The 17,392-nt window shown below is 59.4% G+C and carries 15 protein-coding genes; 8 read left to right on the forward strand and 7 right to left on the reverse strand.

The window, feature by feature from the left end; all coding sequences use genetic code 11:
- Positions 1-225 precede the first annotated feature (225 nt).
- Positions 226-2,142 carry a molecular chaperone DnaK gene (gene dnaK / locus ACGSLL_RS19180; protein ID WP_394507532.1) on the reverse strand — a complete coding sequence of 639 codons (1,917 nt, stop codon included), beginning with the start codon at positions 2,140-2,142 and terminating at the stop codon, positions 226-228.
- Positions 2,143-2,244: 102 nt separating this feature from the next.
- Positions 2,245-2,811, reverse strand: a complete 567-nt coding sequence (grpE, locus tag ACGSLL_RS19185) for a nucleotide exchange factor GrpE (RefSeq protein ID WP_090281700.1) — start codon at positions 2,809-2,811, stop codon at positions 2,245-2,247.
- 240 nt (positions 2,812-3,051) lie between these two features.
- On the opposite strand from grpE, the gene recN reads away from it, so the two are divergent.
- Positions 3,052-4,725: a DNA repair protein RecN gene (recN, locus tag ACGSLL_RS19190; protein WP_394507533.1), complete on the forward strand. Its 1,674-nt coding sequence runs from the start codon at positions 3,052-3,054 to the stop codon at positions 4,723-4,725.
- A gap of 76 nt (positions 4,726-4,801) precedes the next feature.
- Here the strand turns inward: recN and fur are convergent, their stop codons facing one another.
- Positions 4,802-5,206 carry a ferric iron uptake transcriptional regulator gene (gene fur / locus ACGSLL_RS19195; protein ID WP_016771770.1) on the reverse strand — a complete coding sequence of 135 codons (405 nt, stop codon included), beginning with the start codon at positions 5,204-5,206 and terminating at the stop codon, positions 4,802-4,804.
- A 97-nt stretch (positions 5,207-5,303) separates the two neighbouring features.
- Here fur and ACGSLL_RS19200 point away from each other — a divergent pair, with 97 nt between their 5' ends.
- Entirely contained in the window at positions 5,304-5,831 is a 528-nt protein-coding gene (locus ACGSLL_RS19200) for an outer membrane protein assembly factor BamE (RefSeq protein ID WP_093104791.1), read from the forward strand.
- Positions 5,832-5,893: 62 nt separating this feature from the next.
- Here the strand turns inward: ACGSLL_RS19200 and ACGSLL_RS19205 are convergent, their stop codons facing one another.
- From ACGSLL_RS19205 to ACGSLL_RS19215, 3 genes are read right to left on the reverse strand one after another with little or no spacing between them, the layout of a single operon-like run.
- On the reverse strand, positions 5,894-6,202 hold the full coding sequence (locus ACGSLL_RS19205; protein ID WP_394507534.1) for an RnfH family protein: 309 nt from the start codon (positions 6,200-6,202) through the stop codon (positions 5,894-5,896).
- The gene (locus ACGSLL_RS19210) at positions 6,183-6,629 is read right to left on the reverse strand and encodes a type II toxin-antitoxin system RatA family toxin (protein ID WP_394507535.1); all 447 of its coding nucleotides are present in this window, start codon (positions 6,627-6,629) and stop codon (positions 6,183-6,185) included. The genes ACGSLL_RS19205 and ACGSLL_RS19210 overlap by 20 nt, the downstream gene beginning before the upstream one ends.
- A gap of 7 nt (positions 6,630-6,636) precedes the next feature.
- Positions 6,637-8,040 (reverse strand): sodium-dependent transporter, encoded by a 1,404-nt coding sequence (locus ACGSLL_RS19215; protein ID WP_208938792.1) that lies wholly within the window; start codon positions 8,038-8,040, stop codon positions 6,637-6,639.
- Between the two features lie 119 nt (positions 8,041-8,159).
- Here ACGSLL_RS19215 and smpB point away from each other — a divergent pair, with 119 nt between their 5' ends.
- Positions 8,160-8,642: an SsrA-binding protein SmpB gene (smpB, locus tag ACGSLL_RS19220; protein WP_007953781.1), complete on the forward strand. Its 483-nt coding sequence runs from the start codon at positions 8,160-8,162 to the stop codon at positions 8,640-8,642.
- A gap of 120 nt (positions 8,643-8,762) precedes the next feature.
- On the opposite strand, the gene ACGSLL_RS19225 is transcribed toward smpB, so the two are convergent.
- Entirely contained in the window at positions 8,763-9,530 is a 768-nt protein-coding gene (locus tag ACGSLL_RS19225) for an FCD domain-containing protein (RefSeq protein ID WP_208938793.1), read from the reverse strand.
- Positions 9,531-9,793: 263 nt separating this feature from the next.
- Here ACGSLL_RS19225 and ACGSLL_RS19230 point away from each other — a divergent pair, with 263 nt between their 5' ends.
- The 5 genes from ACGSLL_RS19230 (at position 9,794) to ACGSLL_RS19250 (ending at position 17,391) form a co-directional block, all read left to right on the forward strand.
- On the forward strand, positions 9,794-11,488 hold the full coding sequence (locus tag ACGSLL_RS19230) for a lactate permease LctP family transporter (RefSeq protein WP_394507536.1): 1,695 nt from the start codon (positions 9,794-9,796) through the stop codon (positions 11,486-11,488).
- 149 nt (positions 11,489-11,637) lie between these two features.
- Positions 11,638-12,462 carry a (Fe-S)-binding protein gene (locus tag ACGSLL_RS19235; RefSeq protein ID WP_394507537.1) on the forward strand — a complete coding sequence of 275 codons (825 nt, stop codon included), beginning with the start codon at positions 11,638-11,640 and terminating at the stop codon, positions 12,460-12,462.
- The gene (locus tag ACGSLL_RS19240; protein ID WP_394507538.1) at positions 12,459-13,913 is read left to right on the forward strand and encodes a LutB/LldF family L-lactate oxidation iron-sulfur protein; all 1,455 of its coding nucleotides are present in this window, start codon (positions 12,459-12,461) and stop codon (positions 13,911-13,913) included. The genes ACGSLL_RS19235 and ACGSLL_RS19240 overlap by 4 nt, the downstream gene beginning before the upstream one ends.
- Positions 13,913-14,584, forward strand: a complete 672-nt coding sequence (locus tag ACGSLL_RS19245; protein ID WP_394507539.1) for a LutC/YkgG family protein — start codon at positions 13,913-13,915, stop codon at positions 14,582-14,584. The genes ACGSLL_RS19240 and ACGSLL_RS19245 overlap by 1 nt, the downstream gene beginning before the upstream one ends.
- Positions 14,581-17,391, forward strand: a complete 2,811-nt coding sequence (locus tag ACGSLL_RS19250; RefSeq protein ID WP_394507540.1) for an FAD-binding and (Fe-S)-binding domain-containing protein — start codon at positions 14,581-14,583, stop codon at positions 17,389-17,391. Before ACGSLL_RS19245 ends, ACGSLL_RS19250 begins: the two co-directional genes overlap by 4 nt.
- The last annotated feature ends 1 nt before the right edge of the window (position 17,392 follow it).

Genomic DNA, 17,392 nt, shown 5'->3' on the forward strand with positions numbered 1-17,392 from the left:
GAAGGCCCGGACCCAACTCACGTCAATTCAACGATCCTGGTCTTGATTCATCGGTATTTGCGGCATGAAAAGCAGGAGCATCTTCAGCCATACCGACAGCATCCGAGCGTTGTCGCATGCTGTAAAAATTCGCGTATTCCAGATACGCCAACGCGGGAGCAAGCTCCCGCGCGGCGACATCCTACCAGTCACCGCCGCAAGGCAGTCAACCGGACGACCAACAACTTACTTGTGGTCTTTTACTTCTTCGAACTCTGCATCGACAACATCATCAGCCTTCTCGGCCGACTCGCCTTGCGGGGCTGCGCCATCAGCTGGCTGAGCCTGTTCGGCGTACATCTTCTGCGCAACCGGAGCGGAGACTTTCGACAGCTCTTCAACCTTGGCTTCGATGGCAGCCTTGTCGTCGCCTTTAACAGCGGCTTCGAGGGCAACTACAGCAGCTTCGATTGCAGTCTTCTCTTCGGCAGTCACTTTGTCACCGGCGTCAGCGACCATCTTGCGAGTCGAGTGAACCAGTGCGTCGCCCTGGTTACGGGCAGCAGCCAGCTCTTCGAACTTGCGGTCTTCCTCGGCATTCGCCTCGGCGTCACGCACCATGCGCTCGATTTCTTCGTCGGACAGACCGGAGTTGGCCTTGATCACGATCGACTGAGTCTTGCCGGTGGCCTTGTCTTTCGCACCTACGTGCAGGATGCCGTTAGCATCGATGTCGAAGGTCACTTCGATCTGCGGCACGCCACGTGGAGCAGGTGGAATGTCGGCCAGGTCGAACTTGCCCAGCGACTTGTTCTGTGCGGCTTGCTTGCGCTCGCCCTGCAGAACGTGAATGGTCACAGCGCCCTGGTTGTCGTCGGCAGTCGAGAACACTTGCGATTTCTTGGTAGGAATCGTGGTGTTTTTCTCGATCAGCGCGGTCATCACGCCACCCATGGTTTCGATACCCAGAGTCAGCGGGCTGACGTCGAGCAGCAGAACGTCTTTCACGTCACCGGCCAGAACGGCGCCCTGAATAGCAGCACCCATGGCAACAGCTTCGTCCGGGTTGACGTCTTTACGAGCTTCTTTACCGAAGAAATCGGTTACCAGCTTTTGCACCAGCGGCATACGGGTCTGACCGCCGACCAGAATCACGTCGTTGATCGCGCCAACGTCGATACCGGCGTCTTTCATAGCGATACGGCAAGGTTCGATGGTGCGCTGAACCAGGTCTTCAACCAGCGCTTCGAGCTTGGCACGCGAAATCTTCACGTTCAGGTGCTTAGGACCGGTGGCATCTGCAGTGATGTACGGCAGGTTGACGTCGGTCGACTGAGCGGACGACAGCTCGATCTTGGCTTTCTCAGCGGCTTCTTTCAGGCGCTGCATGGCCAGCGGGTCACCCTTGAGGTTCATGCCGCTTTCTTTCTTGAATTCGTCAACGAGGTAGTCGATCAGACGAATGTCGAAGTCTTCACCGCCCAGGAACGTGTCGCCGTTGGTGGCCAACACTTCGAACTGGTGCTCGCCGTCAACTTCAGCGATCTCGATCACGGATACGTCGAAAGTACCGCCACCCAAGTCATAAACGATCACGGTGTGATCGCCCTTGGCCTTGTCCATACCGTAAGCCAGAGCAGCTGCGGTTGGTTCGTTGATGATACGTTTTACGTCCAGACCCGCGATGCGGCCGGCGTCTTTGGTCGCCTGACGCTGACTGTCGTTGAAGTAGGCCGGAACGGTGATCACCGCTTCGATCACTGCTTCGCCGAGGTAGTCTTCGGCAGTCTTCTTCATCTTTTTCAGAATTTCAGCCGAGATTTGTGGCGGCGCCATTTTCTGGCCGTTCACTTCAACCCAGGCGTCATTGTTGTCAGCCTTGACGATCTTGTAAGGGACCATCTGGATGTCTTTCTGCACAACTTCTTCGTCGAAACGACGACCGATCAGACGCTTTACGGCGTACAGGGTGTTGTGCGGGTTGGTCACTGCCTGACGCTTGGCCGACTGACCTACCAGAATTTCGCCATCGTTGGCGTAAGCGATGATCGACGGCGTGGTGCGCGCGCCTTCAGCGTTTTCAATAACTTTGGCCTTGCCGTTTTCCAGCACGGAGACGCAGGAGTTGGTAGTCCCCAGGTCGATACCGATAATTTTGCCCATGTTCACTCTCCCGAAACTTTGGATTTTTTTGCCGCAACAGTGGTGGCTGACTGCGGTAATACTTAAACGCTTGACTTCTAAATGGGGGCCTTGCGGCTAATTTCAAGCCTGCTCGTCAATCGAAGGCGAAACTGGCGCAGGCGCCTTGCTGACCACAACCATGGCCGGGCGCAACAGGCGACCGTTGAGCTGGTAGCCTTTCTGGAACACCTTCAGCACGCTGTTCGGCTCGACGTCAGCGCTTTCCTGCATGGCCATGGCCTGATGCTGAACGGCGTTGAACGGTTCGCCATGCGGGTCGATCGCTTCCAGCTGATAACGCTTGAGGGTGTCGTGAAACATTTTCAGCGTCAGCTCGATGCCTTCGCGCATCGGGCGGATGCTTTCGTCGTCCGGGCTCGACAGCTCGAGGCCGCGCTCCAGGCTGTCAACGATAGGCAGCAGGTCGCCGGCGAATTTTTCCAGGGCAAACTTGTGCGCCTTCTCGACGTCCTGTTCGGCACGGCGACGGACGTTCTGCAGATCGGCAGCTACACGCAGAGACTGATCCTGCGCGGCGGCCAATTGCTCTTCGAGCACTTGTACACGGGTCGCCAGGTCGTCACCCGAACCTTCGGGCGCCTGATTGGCTTCTGGGTTTTGCGGATCTACTGTCGATTCGTCAGCCATAGAATTCTCCTTTCAATTACGTCCGCGAGCCTGACTCGCGCTTCTGCCCCGATATATGGGGCCGCAAAATCAGGCTTCAAGGGCTGGATTCGATTGTCCCTACAAAAAAGTGCTGATTAGTCATTCTCGAACGCGCTAAGAAAGTTTTTCGACCAAGCGAATCGACCTAAGCAGGGGCATTGTCAGGCTCGAACAAAACACTGTATAAATAACCAGACCTCAAGCCTGGGAGCGGCCTTTATGCTGGTGCACCTGTCCGTACACAACTACGCCATCGTTGAACATCTCGATCTCGAACTCGATCGCGGGATGAGCGTGATCACAGGGGAAACCGGCGCCGGCAAGTCGATCATGCTCGACGCGCTGGGCCTCACTCTCGGCGATCGCGCCGACAGCGGCGTGGTGCGCCCGGGCGCCGACAAGGCCGATATCCTGGCGACGTTCGATCTGGCCGACATCCCGGAAGCCAGCGCCTGGCTGGCCGAGCGCGATCTGGACATCGACGGCCCGTGCATTCTGCGCCGGGTCATCACCTCCGAAGGTCGTTCGCGCGGCTATATCAATGGCACGCCTTGCCCGCTTGGCGATCTCAAGTCGCTTGGCGAACTGCTGATCGATATCCACAGCCAGCATGAACATCAGTCGCTGCTGAAAACCGATACCCACCGGCGCTTGCTGGATGAGTATGCCGGCGCCACCGATCTCGCCCGTCAGGTGCAGCTTGCCGCCCAGCGCTGGCGCCAGACTCGTCAGGAACTGGAGCGTCTGTCCAACTCCGGCGACGAACAACGCGCCCGGCATCAGTTGCTCAGTTATCAACTTGAAGAGCTGGAAAACCTTGGCCTCGGCGAGAACGAACTGGAGCAACTGGAGCAGGAACACAAGAACCTGACCAACGCCGAAACCTTGCTGGGTATCTGCCGCCAAGTGGTCGAACAGTGCAGTGAAAGCGATTCGGGCAATGTGCTGAATGCGCTGACCGCCAGCCTCAACCGCCTGTCGAGCGTCAATCATTCCGCCGGCGCGCTGGGCGAAGCCAGCAGCCTGCTGACCAGTGCACAGATCCAGGTTGAAGAAGCCGTCGGCGAGCTCAACCGCTTTCTCGATAATTTCGATGCCGATCCGGCGCGCCTGCAATATCTGGAAGAACGACTCGACGCCATCTACACACTGGCGCGCAAGCACCGCATCCAGCCGACCGAGGTCGGTGAAATGCAGCAGAAACTGCTGGATGAAATCGAAACACTGAGTGCCAATGACGAATCCATCGAGCGCCTGGGTGAAGAGCTGGCCTCTTATGCCCGTCATTATCAAGAGAAAGCGCGTGAGCTGAGCGATCTGCGCCATCAGGCAGCCGGCAGTCTCGCCAGCGCGGTGGAACAGGAAATCCAGCGTCTGGGCATGCCCGGCGGTCGATTCACTATTGAATTGAAAGCCAACAATGGCGACGAATTGCAACCCAACGGCCTGGAGCAGGTTGAATTGCTGGTCAGCGCCAACCCTGGCCAACCGCTCAAAGCCTTGGCAAAAGTCGCTTCTGGCGGCGAGCTTTCACGGATCAGCCTGGCGATTCAGGTGATCACGGCACAGACGTCCCGCGTGCCGACGCTGGTGTTCGACGAAGTAGACGTCGGTATTGGCGGGCCAACGGCCGAGATTGTTGGCCAATTGTTGCGGCGCCTTGGCGAGCGCGGCCAGGTGCTGACCGTGACGCACTTGCCGCAAGTCGCCGCGCAGGGGCATCAGCACCTGTTCGTGCACAAGGTACGCGATGAAAAAGCCACTCACACCGCTGTCGCGAAGCTGAGCAAGAACGAACGTATCGAAGAAGTCGCGCGCATGCTCGGCGGCATCGATCTGACCAAGGAATCCTTGGCCCATGCGAAAAAAATGGTAGTGACGGCCAAGGCCTGACCGACAGCAGAAAGCACGAAGGCGACCCTTGGGTCGCCTTCGTTCGTTTCGCGAATGTGAAATTCGCGCGACATGCTTACTTTTTCTTGCGTACGTACAACACCAGGTTGTGATCAACCATTTCGAAGCCATGCTTCTCGACGATCGATTTCTGAAGTTTTTCGATTTCTTCGTCGAAGAACTCGATGACTTCACCCGATTCCACGTTGACCATATGGTCGTGGTGGCCACCGTCAGCCAGTTCGAAGACCGCGTGGCCGCCGTCGAAGTTGTGGCGGACCACGAGGCCGGCCGCTTCGAACTGGGTCAGGACACGGTAAACCGTGGCCAGACCGACGTCCTCGCCAGCTTCCATCAACGCCTTGTAGACGTCCTCGGCACTCATGTGGCGCTGCTCGGTGGAGTCGAGCATTTGCAGGATCTTGACCCGTGGCAGGGTCACTTTGAGGCCGGCTTTGCGTAGTTCGCTATTTTCAACCATGGTCAGCTTTCTCGCGATGCTGCTTCGCAGCTTCTCTTAATGCGGGTATGATCGGCGTTTACGTTGTCCCAGCCAAGATAGTGGAAGTCGCCCACCGATGCAAAACACCAAGCTCTTGCTAACCAGTTTCACCTTTGTGGGACTGCTCGCACTCGCCGGTTGTTCATTCCCCGGGGTTTACAAAATCGACATCCAGCAGGGCAATGTCGTCACGCAGGACATGATAGACCAGTTACGCCCGGGAATGACCCGGCCGCAAGTACGGTTTATCATGGGCAACCCTCTGCTTGCCGACACGTTCCATGCCGATCGCTGGGATTATCTGTACAGCCTGCAACCGGGTGGCGGTGAACGCCAACAGGAACGCGTCAGCGTTATTTTCAACTCAAACGACCAGCTTGTCAGCTTGTCCGGTGACTTCATGCCGGGTGTGAGCCGTGACGAAGCCATTCTCGGCAAGGACAGTGGCACCACCGTCACCGCGCCTGCTGAAAACGCCGAGAAGCCAGAAGCTGAAAAACCAGCCAAACCAGGCTCCTTGCTGGACCAGATTCAGAAGGATGTCGATGGCGTGGAAACCGTTCCGGTACCGACGCCAGAGCCGCTGGACACCTCGCCGCAATAATTTAGCGAGGCAATAAAAAACCCGGACATTCCGGGTTTTTTATTGCCTACGTTTTGTTGGCCTCAAAGATTTCGGGCCTTGGCCTCTGCCGCTTTGGCTGCTCGCAAACGTCGCACTTCCTTGGGATCGGCAAGCAGCGGCCGGTAGATCTCTATGCGATCTCCCGCCTGAACTACCTGCGTATCGGGCACCGCTTTGCCAAAAACGCCCAACGGGCACTCACCCAGCTTGAGCTCAGGAAAATCAGCAGCGATTCCCGACGCCTGCGCCGCCGCACGAACCGTCATGCCCTCCGGCACATTGATCGAACGCAGCACCTGGCGATCGACCGCGGCATACACCACTTCTATCTCAAGCACCGGGCTGACCATGCATCTGTTTGGCGCGCTGGCAGAAGGCGTCCACCAGCTGATTGGCCGCCTGATTGAAGAGCGGTCCCAACGTGGCACGCACCAGCGGCCCGGCATAATCGAACGAAAGGTCGAGACTGATCTTGCAGGCCTTCTCGTTCAGCGCTTTGAACACCCAGACGCCGTGCAGCTGATTGAAAGGCCCTTCTTCCAGGTTCATCTCGATCGACTGCCCCGGCACCAGGGTATTGCGCGTCACGAAATGCTGGCTGAGGCCGCCCTTGGCCACGCCGACACTGGCGCGCATATGTTCCGGCGAGCTTTCCAGCACCTCGGCAGCCGAACACCACGGCAGGAATTCCGGATACCGCGCCACGTCATTGACCAGGTCGTAGAGAAACTGCGCCGGGTAAGGCAAAAGCGCGGATCGTTGAATATGTGTCGTCATGTAAGCGTTACTTCCAGAGCTGAGCGGCAAATACTACAAGAATGCCGATAGGCGCCACGTAGCGCATCAAGAACAGGGACAGGGCAAACAGTGCCGGGTTACGGATCGACAACTCGTCGCGCACCGCCTCACGCCCCATCACCCATCCGGCGAACAACACGAAACACAAGCCACCGACGGGCAACATGATCCGCGAGGTGAAGAAATCGATCACGCCGAAGAAATCCAGACCGCTCTTCGCGCCCCATTGGTAGAGGCTGAACATTCCGCCTTCGTTCACGAAAAACTTGGCTTCCTTCCAGATATTGAAGGAAAACACCGTGCCCAATCCAACGAACCAGCAGGTAAAGGCCAGCCAGAACGTGACCCAGGCGCGACTGATTTTCGTGCGCTCGACCAGGTAGGCGACCATCGGCTCAAGCAGCGAAATCGCCGAACTCCACGCCGCCACCGCGACCAGCACAAAAAATACCACGCCCATCAATTGGCCGAAAACCACGTTACCAAAAGCGAATGGCAGGCTGACAAACATCAGCCCCGGCCCCTCACTCGGGTTCAGGCCGGCCGCAAACACAATCGGAAACAACGCCAGACCAGCGACCAGTGACACAAACGTATCGAGCAACGCGACACCGACCACGGTACGCGACAGCGAGGTGTTCTTCGGCATGTAGGCGCCGTAGATCATGATCGAGCCGACACCGACGCTCAGCGAGAAGAACGCGTGCCCCATCGCCGGCAGCAAACCATCAAGGACTTTCTCTGGATGGAAGTCGAACATGAAATGCACGCCTTCCATGAAATGCCCGGTGGTCATGCTGTAACCCAGCAGCACCAGAATCATCACAAACAACAGCGGCATCATGATGCGCAAGCTGCGTTCCAGCCCGGCAACCACGCCTTTGGCGATGACGAACGCCGACAGCAGCATGAAAATCGTGTGCCAAAGTGTCAGGCGCCATGGATCGGCGATGACATTGCCGAAATACGCGCCGACCTGATCGGGTGTCGCGCCCTGGAAATCGCCGCGACCCATGTCAACAATGTAGTCCAGCGACCAGCCGCCGACCACGCTATAGAACGACAGGATCAGCAACGCCGTGATCATCCCGGCGAAGGCGCCCCACGACCACTTGGGCGAGTGCCCGGCTTCCAGCGCCAGAACCTTTAAAGCGTTTGCCGGACTTTGCCGGGCGCGCCGGCCGATCAGGGTTTCAGCGAGCATCACCGGAACGCCGATCAGCGCGATGCAGGCCAGAAACATCAACACAAAGGCGCCGCCGCCGTAGACCCCGACCATGTAGGGGAACTTCCAGATACTACCCAGTCCCACGGCCGAACCGGTCGCGGCGAGTATGAATACCCAGCGGCTAGCCCAACTGCCGTGGACAGAAACCTTGTCTGTCGACATCGTTTATCACGCCCAAGCGTTAGAAAAAGAGGCCGCATTGTCCGGGATTCACTCAACCTGCTCAAGCACGCAGCATCACCGTAGCCGACAGCCGAACAACTCCATATAATGCCGCCCCTATGGCTAAACAGAAGAAACACCCAACAGGGACCATCGCGCAAAATAAAAAGGCGCGACACGATTACTTCATCGAGCACAAGTTCGAGGCTGGTCTGGTCCTGGCCGGCTGGGAAGTAAAAAGTCTGCGGGCGAGCAAGCTACAGCTGGTCGACAGCTACGTGCTGCTCAAGGATGGCGAAGCGTGGTTGCTCGGCAGCCACATCACGCCGCTGATGACCGCAAGCACCCACGTCATCGCCGACCCGGTGCGCACGCGCAAGCTGCTGCTCAACCGCCGCGAGCTGGACAAGCTCGCCGCCGCCGTGCAGCAAAAGGGTTACGCCTGCGTCTGCCTGTCCTGGTACTGGAGCAAGCACATGGTCAAGTGCGAGATTGCTCTGGGCAAGGGCAAGAAGGAATACGACAAGCGTGACACCGAGCGCGAACGCGATGCCGGTCGCGAATTGCAGCGCGCGGTGCGCAACAAGGGCAAGGAAGACTGACTTCCTCCTGCCTTCAGCGCGTATTCGCGAGCAGGCTCGCTCCCACCCTTGGAATGTATTTCCATGTGGGAGCGAGCCTGCTCGCGAAAGCTATTCCAGCATCAACACAAATACACCTGATCACATCCCCTTGCGCCGCTCCGCCCGTGCCATCCGCTGAACTTCCTGCCGAACCTCTTCCAGCACTTCCTGAACATACAGAATGTGGCGACTGGACACTTCCCGCGCCTGCTCCGCGCGCCCCTCGATAATCGCCAGATACAATTCCCGATGCTGAGTGATCAGCATGTCGCGGGTCTCCGTGCGCTGTTTGTACATGCCGCCGATGTTGGTCACGACGTTGCGCTTGAGCAGATCGAACAGCCCGCGAATGGTGTGCAGCAACACCGCGTTGTGGCTGGCCTCGGCAATTGCCAGATGGAATTTCGCATCAGCGGCGCCCTCCTCCGCCCGACTGACTTCGTCGTGGCGCGAATAGCAGTCCTGCAGCTCTTCGAACGCGGCCGTCAGGCGCTCGCGATCCACATCGGTCGCGCGCAATGCGGCGTAATAGGCGCACGAGGCTTCCAGAGTGTGTCGAAATTCCAACAGATCCCGCTGCGCCTCGGGGTTGCTTTCGAGCAACTGCAATAGCGGATCGCTGAACGTCGAACCCAGACTTTCGACCACATAATTGCCGCCGCCCTGACGGCTGACCAGCAAGCCCTTGGCCGCAAGTTTCTGGATCGCCTCGCGCAGCGACGGACGTGATACGCCGAATTGCTCAGCCAGCGTGCGCTCTGCCGGCAGTCGCTCACCGGACTTCAGCGTGCCTTCGAGAATCATCCCCTCGAGCCGCTCGACAATGTCGTCAGACAAACGGCGCGAACGTATCTGATCAAACCCCATAACTCATTTCTCCACGATCCCGACCGCTCGCCGGGCTCTCTATTCTGGCCCATCGGCGCCCTGCCGGCACCTGGCAGACGCCACCTGCCGAAAGCGCAGCAGATGCGATCTGCACCGCATGTTCGACAAAAGTTTTAGGGCGACAAATTGACACACCGATATCAAGGCTTTTACCCTAGCCAACAGCGATTGTAAATTGGTATTACCAATTAACCAAGAACGCTGACAGTGCCTGACCAACAACAATTAGGGGCCACCCCACTATGCAAACCTGGCAACAGCTCTACAGCCCGCTCGGCAGTCTCGGCGTCTCCGCACTCGCGGCCGTCATTCCCATCGTGTTCTTCTTTCTCGCCCTGGCGGTGTTTCGCCTCAAGGGCCATGTCGCGGGCAGCATCACGCTGGCACTGTCGATTGCCGTGGCGATCTTCGCCTTCCAGATGCCGGTCGACATGGCGTTCGCCGCGGCTGGATACGGCTTCGCCTACGGTCTTTGGCCGATTGCCTGGATCATCGTCGCGGCGGTGTTCCTCTACAAATTGACGGTCAAGAGTGGCCAGTTCGAGGTCATCCGCAGTTCGGTGCTGTCGATCACTGACGACCAGCGCCTGCAAGTGCTGCTGATCGGCTTCTGCTTCGGTGCCTTCCTCGAAGGCGCCGCCGGTTTCGGCGCACCCGTGGCGATCACCGCTGCGTTGTTAGTGGGCCTGGGTTTCAATCCGCTGTACGCCGCCGGCCTGTGCCTGATTGCCAACACTGCGCCGGTTGCCTTTGGTGCGCTGGGGATTCCGATTATCGTCGCCGGTCAAGTCACCGGCATCGACGCCTTCAAGATCGGCGCCATGACTGGTCGCCAACTGCCGCTGCTGTCGCTGTTCGTGCCGTTCTGGCTGGTGTTCATGATGGACGGCCTGCGCGGCGTGCGCGAAACCTGGCCGGCCGCGCTGGTCGCAGGCTTAAGCTTCGCCATCACCCAATACTTCACTTCAAACTTCATCGGCCCGGAACTGCCGGACATCACCTCGGCCTTGGCCAGCCTGATTTCCCTGACCCTGTTCCTGAAAATCTGGCAGCCAAAACGTGCCGCCGGGCAGCACATCGCCGGCGCTGTTTCCGCTTCGGTGGTGAGCGCCAGCGTCGGCGGTTTCGGCCAGAAGCGCACTACCGTGGCGTCGCCTTACAGCCTCGGGGAAATTTTCAAAGCGTGGTCGCCGTTCCTGATTCTCACCGTGCTGGTGACGATCTGGACGCTGAAGCCTTTCAAAGCGATGTTCGCCGCGGGCGGCTCGATGTACAGCTGGGTGTTCAACTTCGCGATTCCGCACCTTGATCAACTGGTAATCAAGACTGCGCCGATCGTGGCCAATCCAACGGCCATTCCAGCGGTATTCAAACTCGACCCGATTTCTGCGACCGGCACAGCGATTTTCTTCTCTGCGCTGATTTCTATGCTGGTGCTGAAGATCAATTTCAGAACTGGTCTGACCACTTTGAAAGAAACCTTCTACGAACTGCGCTGGCCGATTCTGTCGATCGGCATGGTGCTGGCGTTCGCCTTCGTCACCAACTACTCAGGCATGTCGTCGACCATGGCTCTGGTACTGGCCGGCACCGGCGCGGCGTTCCCGTTCTTCTCGCCGTTCCTTGGCTGGCTGGGCGTGTTCCTCACCGGCTCCGATACCTCGTCCAACGCGCTGTTCAGTTCGCTGCAAGCGACCACCGCGCACCAGATCGGCGTCAACGACACCTTGCTGGTGGCCGCCAATACCAGCGGCGGCGTGACCGGCAAAATGATCTCGCCGCAATCGATCGCCGTGGCCTGCGCCGCGACCGGGCTGGTGGGCAAGGAATCGGATCTGTTCCGCTTCACCCTCAAGCACAGCCTATTCTTTGCAACGATCGTCGGTTTGATCACCTTGGCTCAGGCCTACTGGTTCACCGGCATGCTGGTGCATTAAGCCTACAAGCAATACAGCAATAACCGACGCCGGCCCGTGATCCGGCGTCAGCCATTCACCACCGGGTCTGTAAGGCTGCTGAAAGCTATGCGCTCTATATTCAGCAGCCACAGCAGACGGATAACCGGGACCACCCGGAGACACGCCTGATGAGCGAGCTTTTTTACAACGCTGTGCCAAACGCGACCCGCGTGGCGCCGCCACTGCCCGAACCTCGGCAATACCCCAGCGAGAAACCGTCGCGGGTCTACCTGTTCGGCACGTGTGTGGTCGACCTGTTCTACCCGGAAGCCGGGATGGACGCGATTCATCTGCTGGAGCGCGAAGGCATTCGGGTCGAGTACCCGCAAGGGCAGAGCTGCTGCGGGCAACCGGCCTACACCTCGGGTTATACCGAGCAGGCGCGGACCGTGGCGCGCTCGCAACTGGCGCTGTTTGCCGGAGATTATCCGGTGGTGGTGCCGTCGGGTTCCTGCGCCGGCATGCTGCGTGAACATTACGCCGACTTGTTCAAGGATGAGCCGGAAACGTTGAAACAGGTGCAGGCCCTCGCGGCCCGCACCTATGAACTGGCCGAGTTTCTGCTGTTCGTCTGCAAGGTGCAGCTAAAGGACAACGGCAAACCGGTAAAAGTCGCGCTGCACACCTCGTGTTCGGCACGCCGCGAAATGAACACCCACCTGCATGGCCGCGAGCTGTTGGCGCAGTTGAGCAACGTGGAACGGGTCAACCACGACCACGAAAGCGAATGCTGTGGCTTCGGCGGAACATTCAGCGTCCGTATGCCAGACATTTCCGGGGCGATGGTGGCTGACAAGACCCGCGCGCTGAAGGAATCCGGCGCGCACCAGGTACTCAGTGCCGACTGTGGCTGCCTGATGAACATCAACGGCGCACTGGAGAAACAACGGGAAGCACTGCGCGGGCAACACCTGGCGAGCTTCCTGTGGCAACGAACCGGAGGTGCGCAATGAGCACCTCGACGATTATTCCTACGGTCGCCGTAGAAGAAGATTTCCGCACCCGGGCGCACAACGCCCTGGGTGACCAGCAGCTACGGAACAACTTCCGTACTGCCATGGATTCACTGATGACCAAGCGCGCCGCCGCTTTCAGTGATGCCCATGAACGAGAACATTTGCGTGCACTGGGCAATTCGATCAAGGCCCGCGCGCTGTCCAGATTGCCCGACCTGCTCGAGCAACTGGAACAGAACCTGACCCGCAACGGTGTGACAGTGCACTGGGCGGAAACGGTGGACGAAGCCAATGGCATCGTCCTCTCGATCATCCGCGCTCACGAGGCGCGGCAAGTGATCAAGGGCAAATCGATGGTCAGCGAAGAGATGGAGATGAACCATTTCCTCGAGGCTCGGGACATTGAATGTCTGGAGTCCGACATGGGGGAATACATCGTCCAGCTCGACCACGAGAAGCCTTCACACATCATTATGCCGGCGATCCACAAGAATGCCGGTCAGGTCGCGTCCTTGTTCCACGACAAACTTGGCGTGGAGTACACCAAGGACGTTGACCAACTCATTCAGATCGGTCGCAAAGTGCTGCGGCAGAAATTCTTTGAAGCCGACATCGGCGTCTCCGGCGTCAACTTCGCCGTGGCCGAAACCGGCACCCTGCTGCTGGTGGAAAACGAAGGCAACGGCCGCATGACCACAACTGTGCCGCCGGTGCACATCGCCGTCACCGGCATCGAAAAAGTCGTGGAAAACCTGCGCGACGTGGTGCCATTGCTGTCGCTGCTGACCCGCTCGGCACTGGGCATTCCGATCACCACTTACGTCAACATGATCTCCGGCCCGCGCAAGGAACACGAACTCGACGGCCCGCAGGAAGTGCATCTGGTGCTACTCGACAACGGCCGCAGCCAGGCCTTCGCCGACAGTGAGTTGCGCCAGACCCTCAACTGCATCCGCTGCGGCGCCTGCATGAATCATTGCCCGGTGTACACCCGCGTCGGCGGCCACACCTATGGCGAGGTCTACCCGGGGCCGATCGGCAAAATCATCACCCCGCACATGGTCGGCCTGGCGAAAGTGCCGGACCACCCGAGCGCGTCCTCGCTGTGCGGCGCCTGCGGTGAAGTGTGCCCGGTGAAAATTCCGATCCCGGCCATTCTGCGCCGCTTGCGCGAAGAGAACGTCAAAGCGCCGGATTCGCCGCATCAAGTGATGCGCGGTCAGGGCAGCAAGTATTCGCGCAAGGAACGTTTCATCTGGAACGCTTGGGCGAAACTCAACAGCTCGCCAACGCTGTATCGCCTGTTCGGCTTCTTCGCCACCCGACTGCGCGCGCTCACGCCGAAAAATGTCGGCCCGTGGACGCAAAACCACAGCGCACCAAAACCCGCCGCTCGCTCATTGCACGACATGGCCCGCGAGCATCTGGCCAAACAGGGAGATCGTTGATGAGCGCCAAGCACAATATCCTCGGCAAACTGAGGAAAAGTCTGACCGGCACCACGCCAATCGCCGACAACTTCGACGTCGATCTGGTGACGCAGCCTTACACCTACAGCGCCGAACAGCGCATCCCGCAACTGCGCAAATTGATGGAGGCGGTGCATACCGAAATCCATCTGACCTGCGCCGAAGCATGGCCGGCGCTGCTCGCGCAATTGCTGCGCGATCGCCAGTTGCCCAGTCTGCTGATCGCACCGACGACGCCGCACGGGCAACGCATCACACAACACTGGGCGAACAATCCGAACCTGCCTGCGCTGAAATCCTACGACCGGCCGGTAGAAGAATGGAAAGCCGAGCTGTTCAACGACACCCCGGCCAGCCTCACCGGCACCCTCGGTGCCATCGCTGCGACCGGCAGCCTGATTATCTGGCCTACCCGCGAAGAGCCGCGCTTGATGAGCCTGGTACCGCCGGTGCATTTCGCCCTGCTTAAGGCCAGCGAGATCCGCGATAACTTCTACCAGGTGCAAGCGGAATTCGAATGGGCGCAAGGCATGCCGACCAACGCCTTGCTGGTGTCCGGCCCGTCGAAAACCGCTGACATCGAGCAAGTGCTGGCCTACGGCGCGCATGGCCCGAAAGATTTGGTCGTGCTGATTCTGGAGGATCAATGAGTCTTCCTGCCGCTTTCCTGCGTGATGCCGAGCAACTGATCCCGGCCGAGCGCCGATTTGACGACCCGTTATCGACTCTGGCCTTCGGCACCGATGCCAGTTTCTATCGGTTGATTCCGCAGCTGGTGATCCGCGTCGAATCTGAAGACGAAGTCGTGACGTTGCTGAAACTGGCCCAGCGCGATCATGTTCCGGTGACCTTCCGCGCCGCCGGCACCAGTCTGTCCGGTCAAGCGATCAGCGATTCAGTGTTAATCGTGCTTGGGGATAACTGGAACGCCCGCGAGATTCGTGGCCAAGGCACGCAAATCCGCCTGCAACCGGGCGTTATCGGCGCGCAGGCCAACGCCTGGCTGGCGCCGTTCGGACGCAAGATCGGCCCGGACCCGGCGTCGATCAATGCGTGCAAAATCGGCGGCATCGTCGCCAACAACGCCAGCGGCATGTGCTGCGGCACCGCGCAAAACACCTATCACACCCTGGCCGGAATTCGTCTGGTGCTGGCCGACGGCACGCGCCTCGACACCGAAGACGCGGCCAGTGTCGCAGCGTTTCGCTCAAGCCACGGCGAGCTGCTCGAACGATTGGCGACGCTGGGCCGCGAGACCCGCGCCAATTCCGAACTGGCCGCACGAATTCGCCACAAATACCGTCTGAAAAATACCACCGGCCTGTCGCTCAACGCCTTGGTGGATTTCCACGAGCCTGTGGATATCTTGAGCCACTTGCTGGTCGGCTCCGAAGGCACCCTCGGCTTCATCAGTGCGGTGACTTACGACACCGTTGTCGACCATCCGAACAAAGCCTCGGCGCTAATCGTCTTCCCCGATGTGGAAACCTGCTGCAACGCCGTCACCGTGCTGAAAAGCCAACCGGTGTCCGCCGTCGAACTGCTCGACCGGCGTAGCCTGCGCTCGGTGCAGGACAAACCGGGCATGCCCGCTTTCGTACAACAGCTGTCGAACAATGCCTGCGCCTTGCTCATCGAATCCCGCGCCGCATCTTCCACATTACTGCACGAACAACTGGCGCAAATCATGGCGTCGCTCAGCGGATTCCCCGTCGAGAAGCAGGTCGACTTCACCGAGGATCCTGTGGAAAACGCCCGACTGTGGGCGATCCGCAAGGACACCTTCCCCGCCGTCGGCGCAGTGCGCAAAACCGGCACCACGGTGATCATCGAAGACGTGACCTTTCCGGTCGAGCAACTGGCCATCGGCGTCAATCGCCTGATCGAGCTGTTCGACAAACATGCCTACGACGAAGCGATTCTTTTCGGACACGCGCTGGAAGGCAATCTGCACTTCGTCTTCACTCAGGGCTTCAACAACCCGGAAGAAGTCGCACGCTATCAGGCGTTCATGGACGACGTCGCGCAACTGGTCGCGGTGGAATTCGGCGGCTCGCTGAAAGCCGAACACGGCACCGGGCGCAACATGGCGCCGTTCGTCGAGCTGGAATGGGGCAGCGACGCCTATCAGTTGATGTGGCAGCTCAAACGCCTGCTCGACCCCAACGGGATTCTCAACCCGGACGTGGTCCTCAGCGAAGACCCGCAGATCCACCTCAAACACCTGAAACCGCTGCCCGCCGCCGATGAGATTGTGGATAAGTGCATCGAATGCGGTTTCTGCGAACCGGTCTGCCCGTCGAAAGGCCTGACCCTGAGCCCGCGCCAGCGCATTGTCATCTTGCGCGATATTCAGGCGAAAAAACGCGCCGGCATCGACACCCGCGAACTGGAAGAAGCCTACGAGTACCAAGGCATCGAAACCTGCGCGGCGACCGGTCTGTGCGCACAACGCTGCCCGGTCGGCATCAATACCGGCGAGTTGGTGAAAAAGCTTCGCGGCCGACACGCAACCCATCACAAAACCGCCGACTGGATCGAAGGAAATTTCGCCAAGACCCTGCAAGGCGCGCGCTTCACCCTGCACGTCGCTAACGGCGCACGGATGCTGCTCGGCGCACCGCGTCTGGCGAAGCTGTCGGCAAGCCTGACTCGCTTATCCAAAGGCCAGGTGCCGCTGTGGACCAACGCGATGCCACAGCCGGAAAAAGCCATTCGCTTCAGCCCGAACGTCGCAGACGAGCGCCCGCGCGTGGTGTATCTGGCCGCGTGCGTGTCGCGGGTCATGGGCCCGGCGGCGGGCGATAAAGAGCAAATATCGCTCTACGACAAAACCCGCGGCCTGCTGGAAAAGGCCGGTTACCAGGTGGTGTTCCCGGACAATCTCGACAACCTCTGCTGCGGTCAGCCGTTTGCCTCCAAAGGCTACGCCGAACAGGCCGAACACAAGCGCCAGGAACTGATCAGCGCACTGCTGCACGCCAGCCGCGGCGGGCTCGACCCGATCTATTGCGACACCAGCCCGTGTACGTTGCGACTGGTGCAGGACGTCGGCGAATCGCGTCTGGATCTGTACGATCCGGTGCGTTTCATCCGCACTCATCTGGCAGATCGCCTGGACTTCACCCCGCAAGACGCACCGATTGCCGTACACGTGACCTGCAGCACCCAGCACCTGGGCGAAAGCCAGGCGCTGATCGAACTGGCGCGCAAATGCAGCAAAAACGTGGTCATCCCCGAAGGCATTCATTGCTGCGGGTTTGCCGGCGACAAAGGCTTCACCACGCCGGAGCTCAACAGCCACTCGCTGCGTACGCTCAAGGATGCGGTGCAGCAATGCGGCGAAGGTATTTCCACCAGCCGCACGTGCGAAATCGGCCTGACGCAACATGGCGGCATCGACTACCACGGCCTGGTCTATCTGGTGGACCGGGTGACCCGTGCAAAAGCCGTCTGAA

It is taken from the genome of Pseudomonas retamae (assembly GCF_043496865.1).
GTDB lineage: Bacteria > Pseudomonadota > Gammaproteobacteria > Pseudomonadales > Pseudomonadaceae > Aquipseudomonas > Aquipseudomonas retamae.

Bases quoted from the DNA above. Each gene is read 5' to 3' on its own strand.
- dnaK (WP_394507532.1), bottom strand. From the start codon at position 2,142: ATGGGCAAAATTATCGGTATCGACCTGGGGACTACCAACTCCTGCGTC.
- grpE (WP_090281700.1), bottom strand. From the start codon at position 2,811: ATGGCTGACGAATCGACAGTAGATCCGCAAAACCCAGAAGCCAATCAG.
- recN (WP_394507533.1), top strand. From the start codon at position 3,052: ATGCTGGTGCACCTGTCCGTACACAACTACGCCATCGTTGAACATCTC.
- fur (WP_016771770.1), bottom strand. From the start codon at position 5,206: ATGGTTGAAAATAGCGAACTACGCAAAGCCGGCCTCAAAGTGACCCTG.
- ACGSLL_RS19200 (WP_093104791.1), top strand. From the start codon at position 5,304: ATGCAAAACACCAAGCTCTTGCTAACCAGTTTCACCTTTGTGGGACTG.
- ACGSLL_RS19205 (WP_394507534.1), bottom strand. From the start codon at position 6,202: ATGGTCAGCCCGGTGCTTGAGATAGAAGTGGTGTATGCCGCGGTCGAT.
- ACGSLL_RS19210 (WP_394507535.1), bottom strand. From the start codon at position 6,629: ATGACGACACATATTCAACGATCCGCGCTTTTGCCTTACCCGGCGCAG.
- ACGSLL_RS19215 (WP_208938792.1), bottom strand. From the start codon at position 8,040: ATGTCGACAGACAAGGTTTCTGTCCACGGCAGTTGGGCTAGCCGCTGG.
- smpB (WP_007953781.1), top strand. From the start codon at position 8,160: ATGGCTAAACAGAAGAAACACCCAACAGGGACCATCGCGCAAAATAAA.
- ACGSLL_RS19225 (WP_208938793.1), bottom strand. From the start codon at position 9,530: ATGGGGTTTGATCAGATACGTTCGCGCCGTTTGTCTGACGACATTGTC.
- ACGSLL_RS19230 (WP_394507536.1), top strand. From the start codon at position 9,794: ATGCAAACCTGGCAACAGCTCTACAGCCCGCTCGGCAGTCTCGGCGTC.
- ACGSLL_RS19235 (WP_394507537.1), top strand. From the start codon at position 11,638: ATGAGCGAGCTTTTTTACAACGCTGTGCCAAACGCGACCCGCGTGGCG.
- ACGSLL_RS19240 (WP_394507538.1), top strand. From the start codon at position 12,459: ATGAGCACCTCGACGATTATTCCTACGGTCGCCGTAGAAGAAGATTTC.
- ACGSLL_RS19245 (WP_394507539.1), top strand. From the start codon at position 13,913: ATGAGCGCCAAGCACAATATCCTCGGCAAACTGAGGAAAAGTCTGACC.
- ACGSLL_RS19250 (WP_394507540.1), top strand. From the start codon at position 14,581: ATGAGTCTTCCTGCCGCTTTCCTGCGTGATGCCGAGCAACTGATCCCG.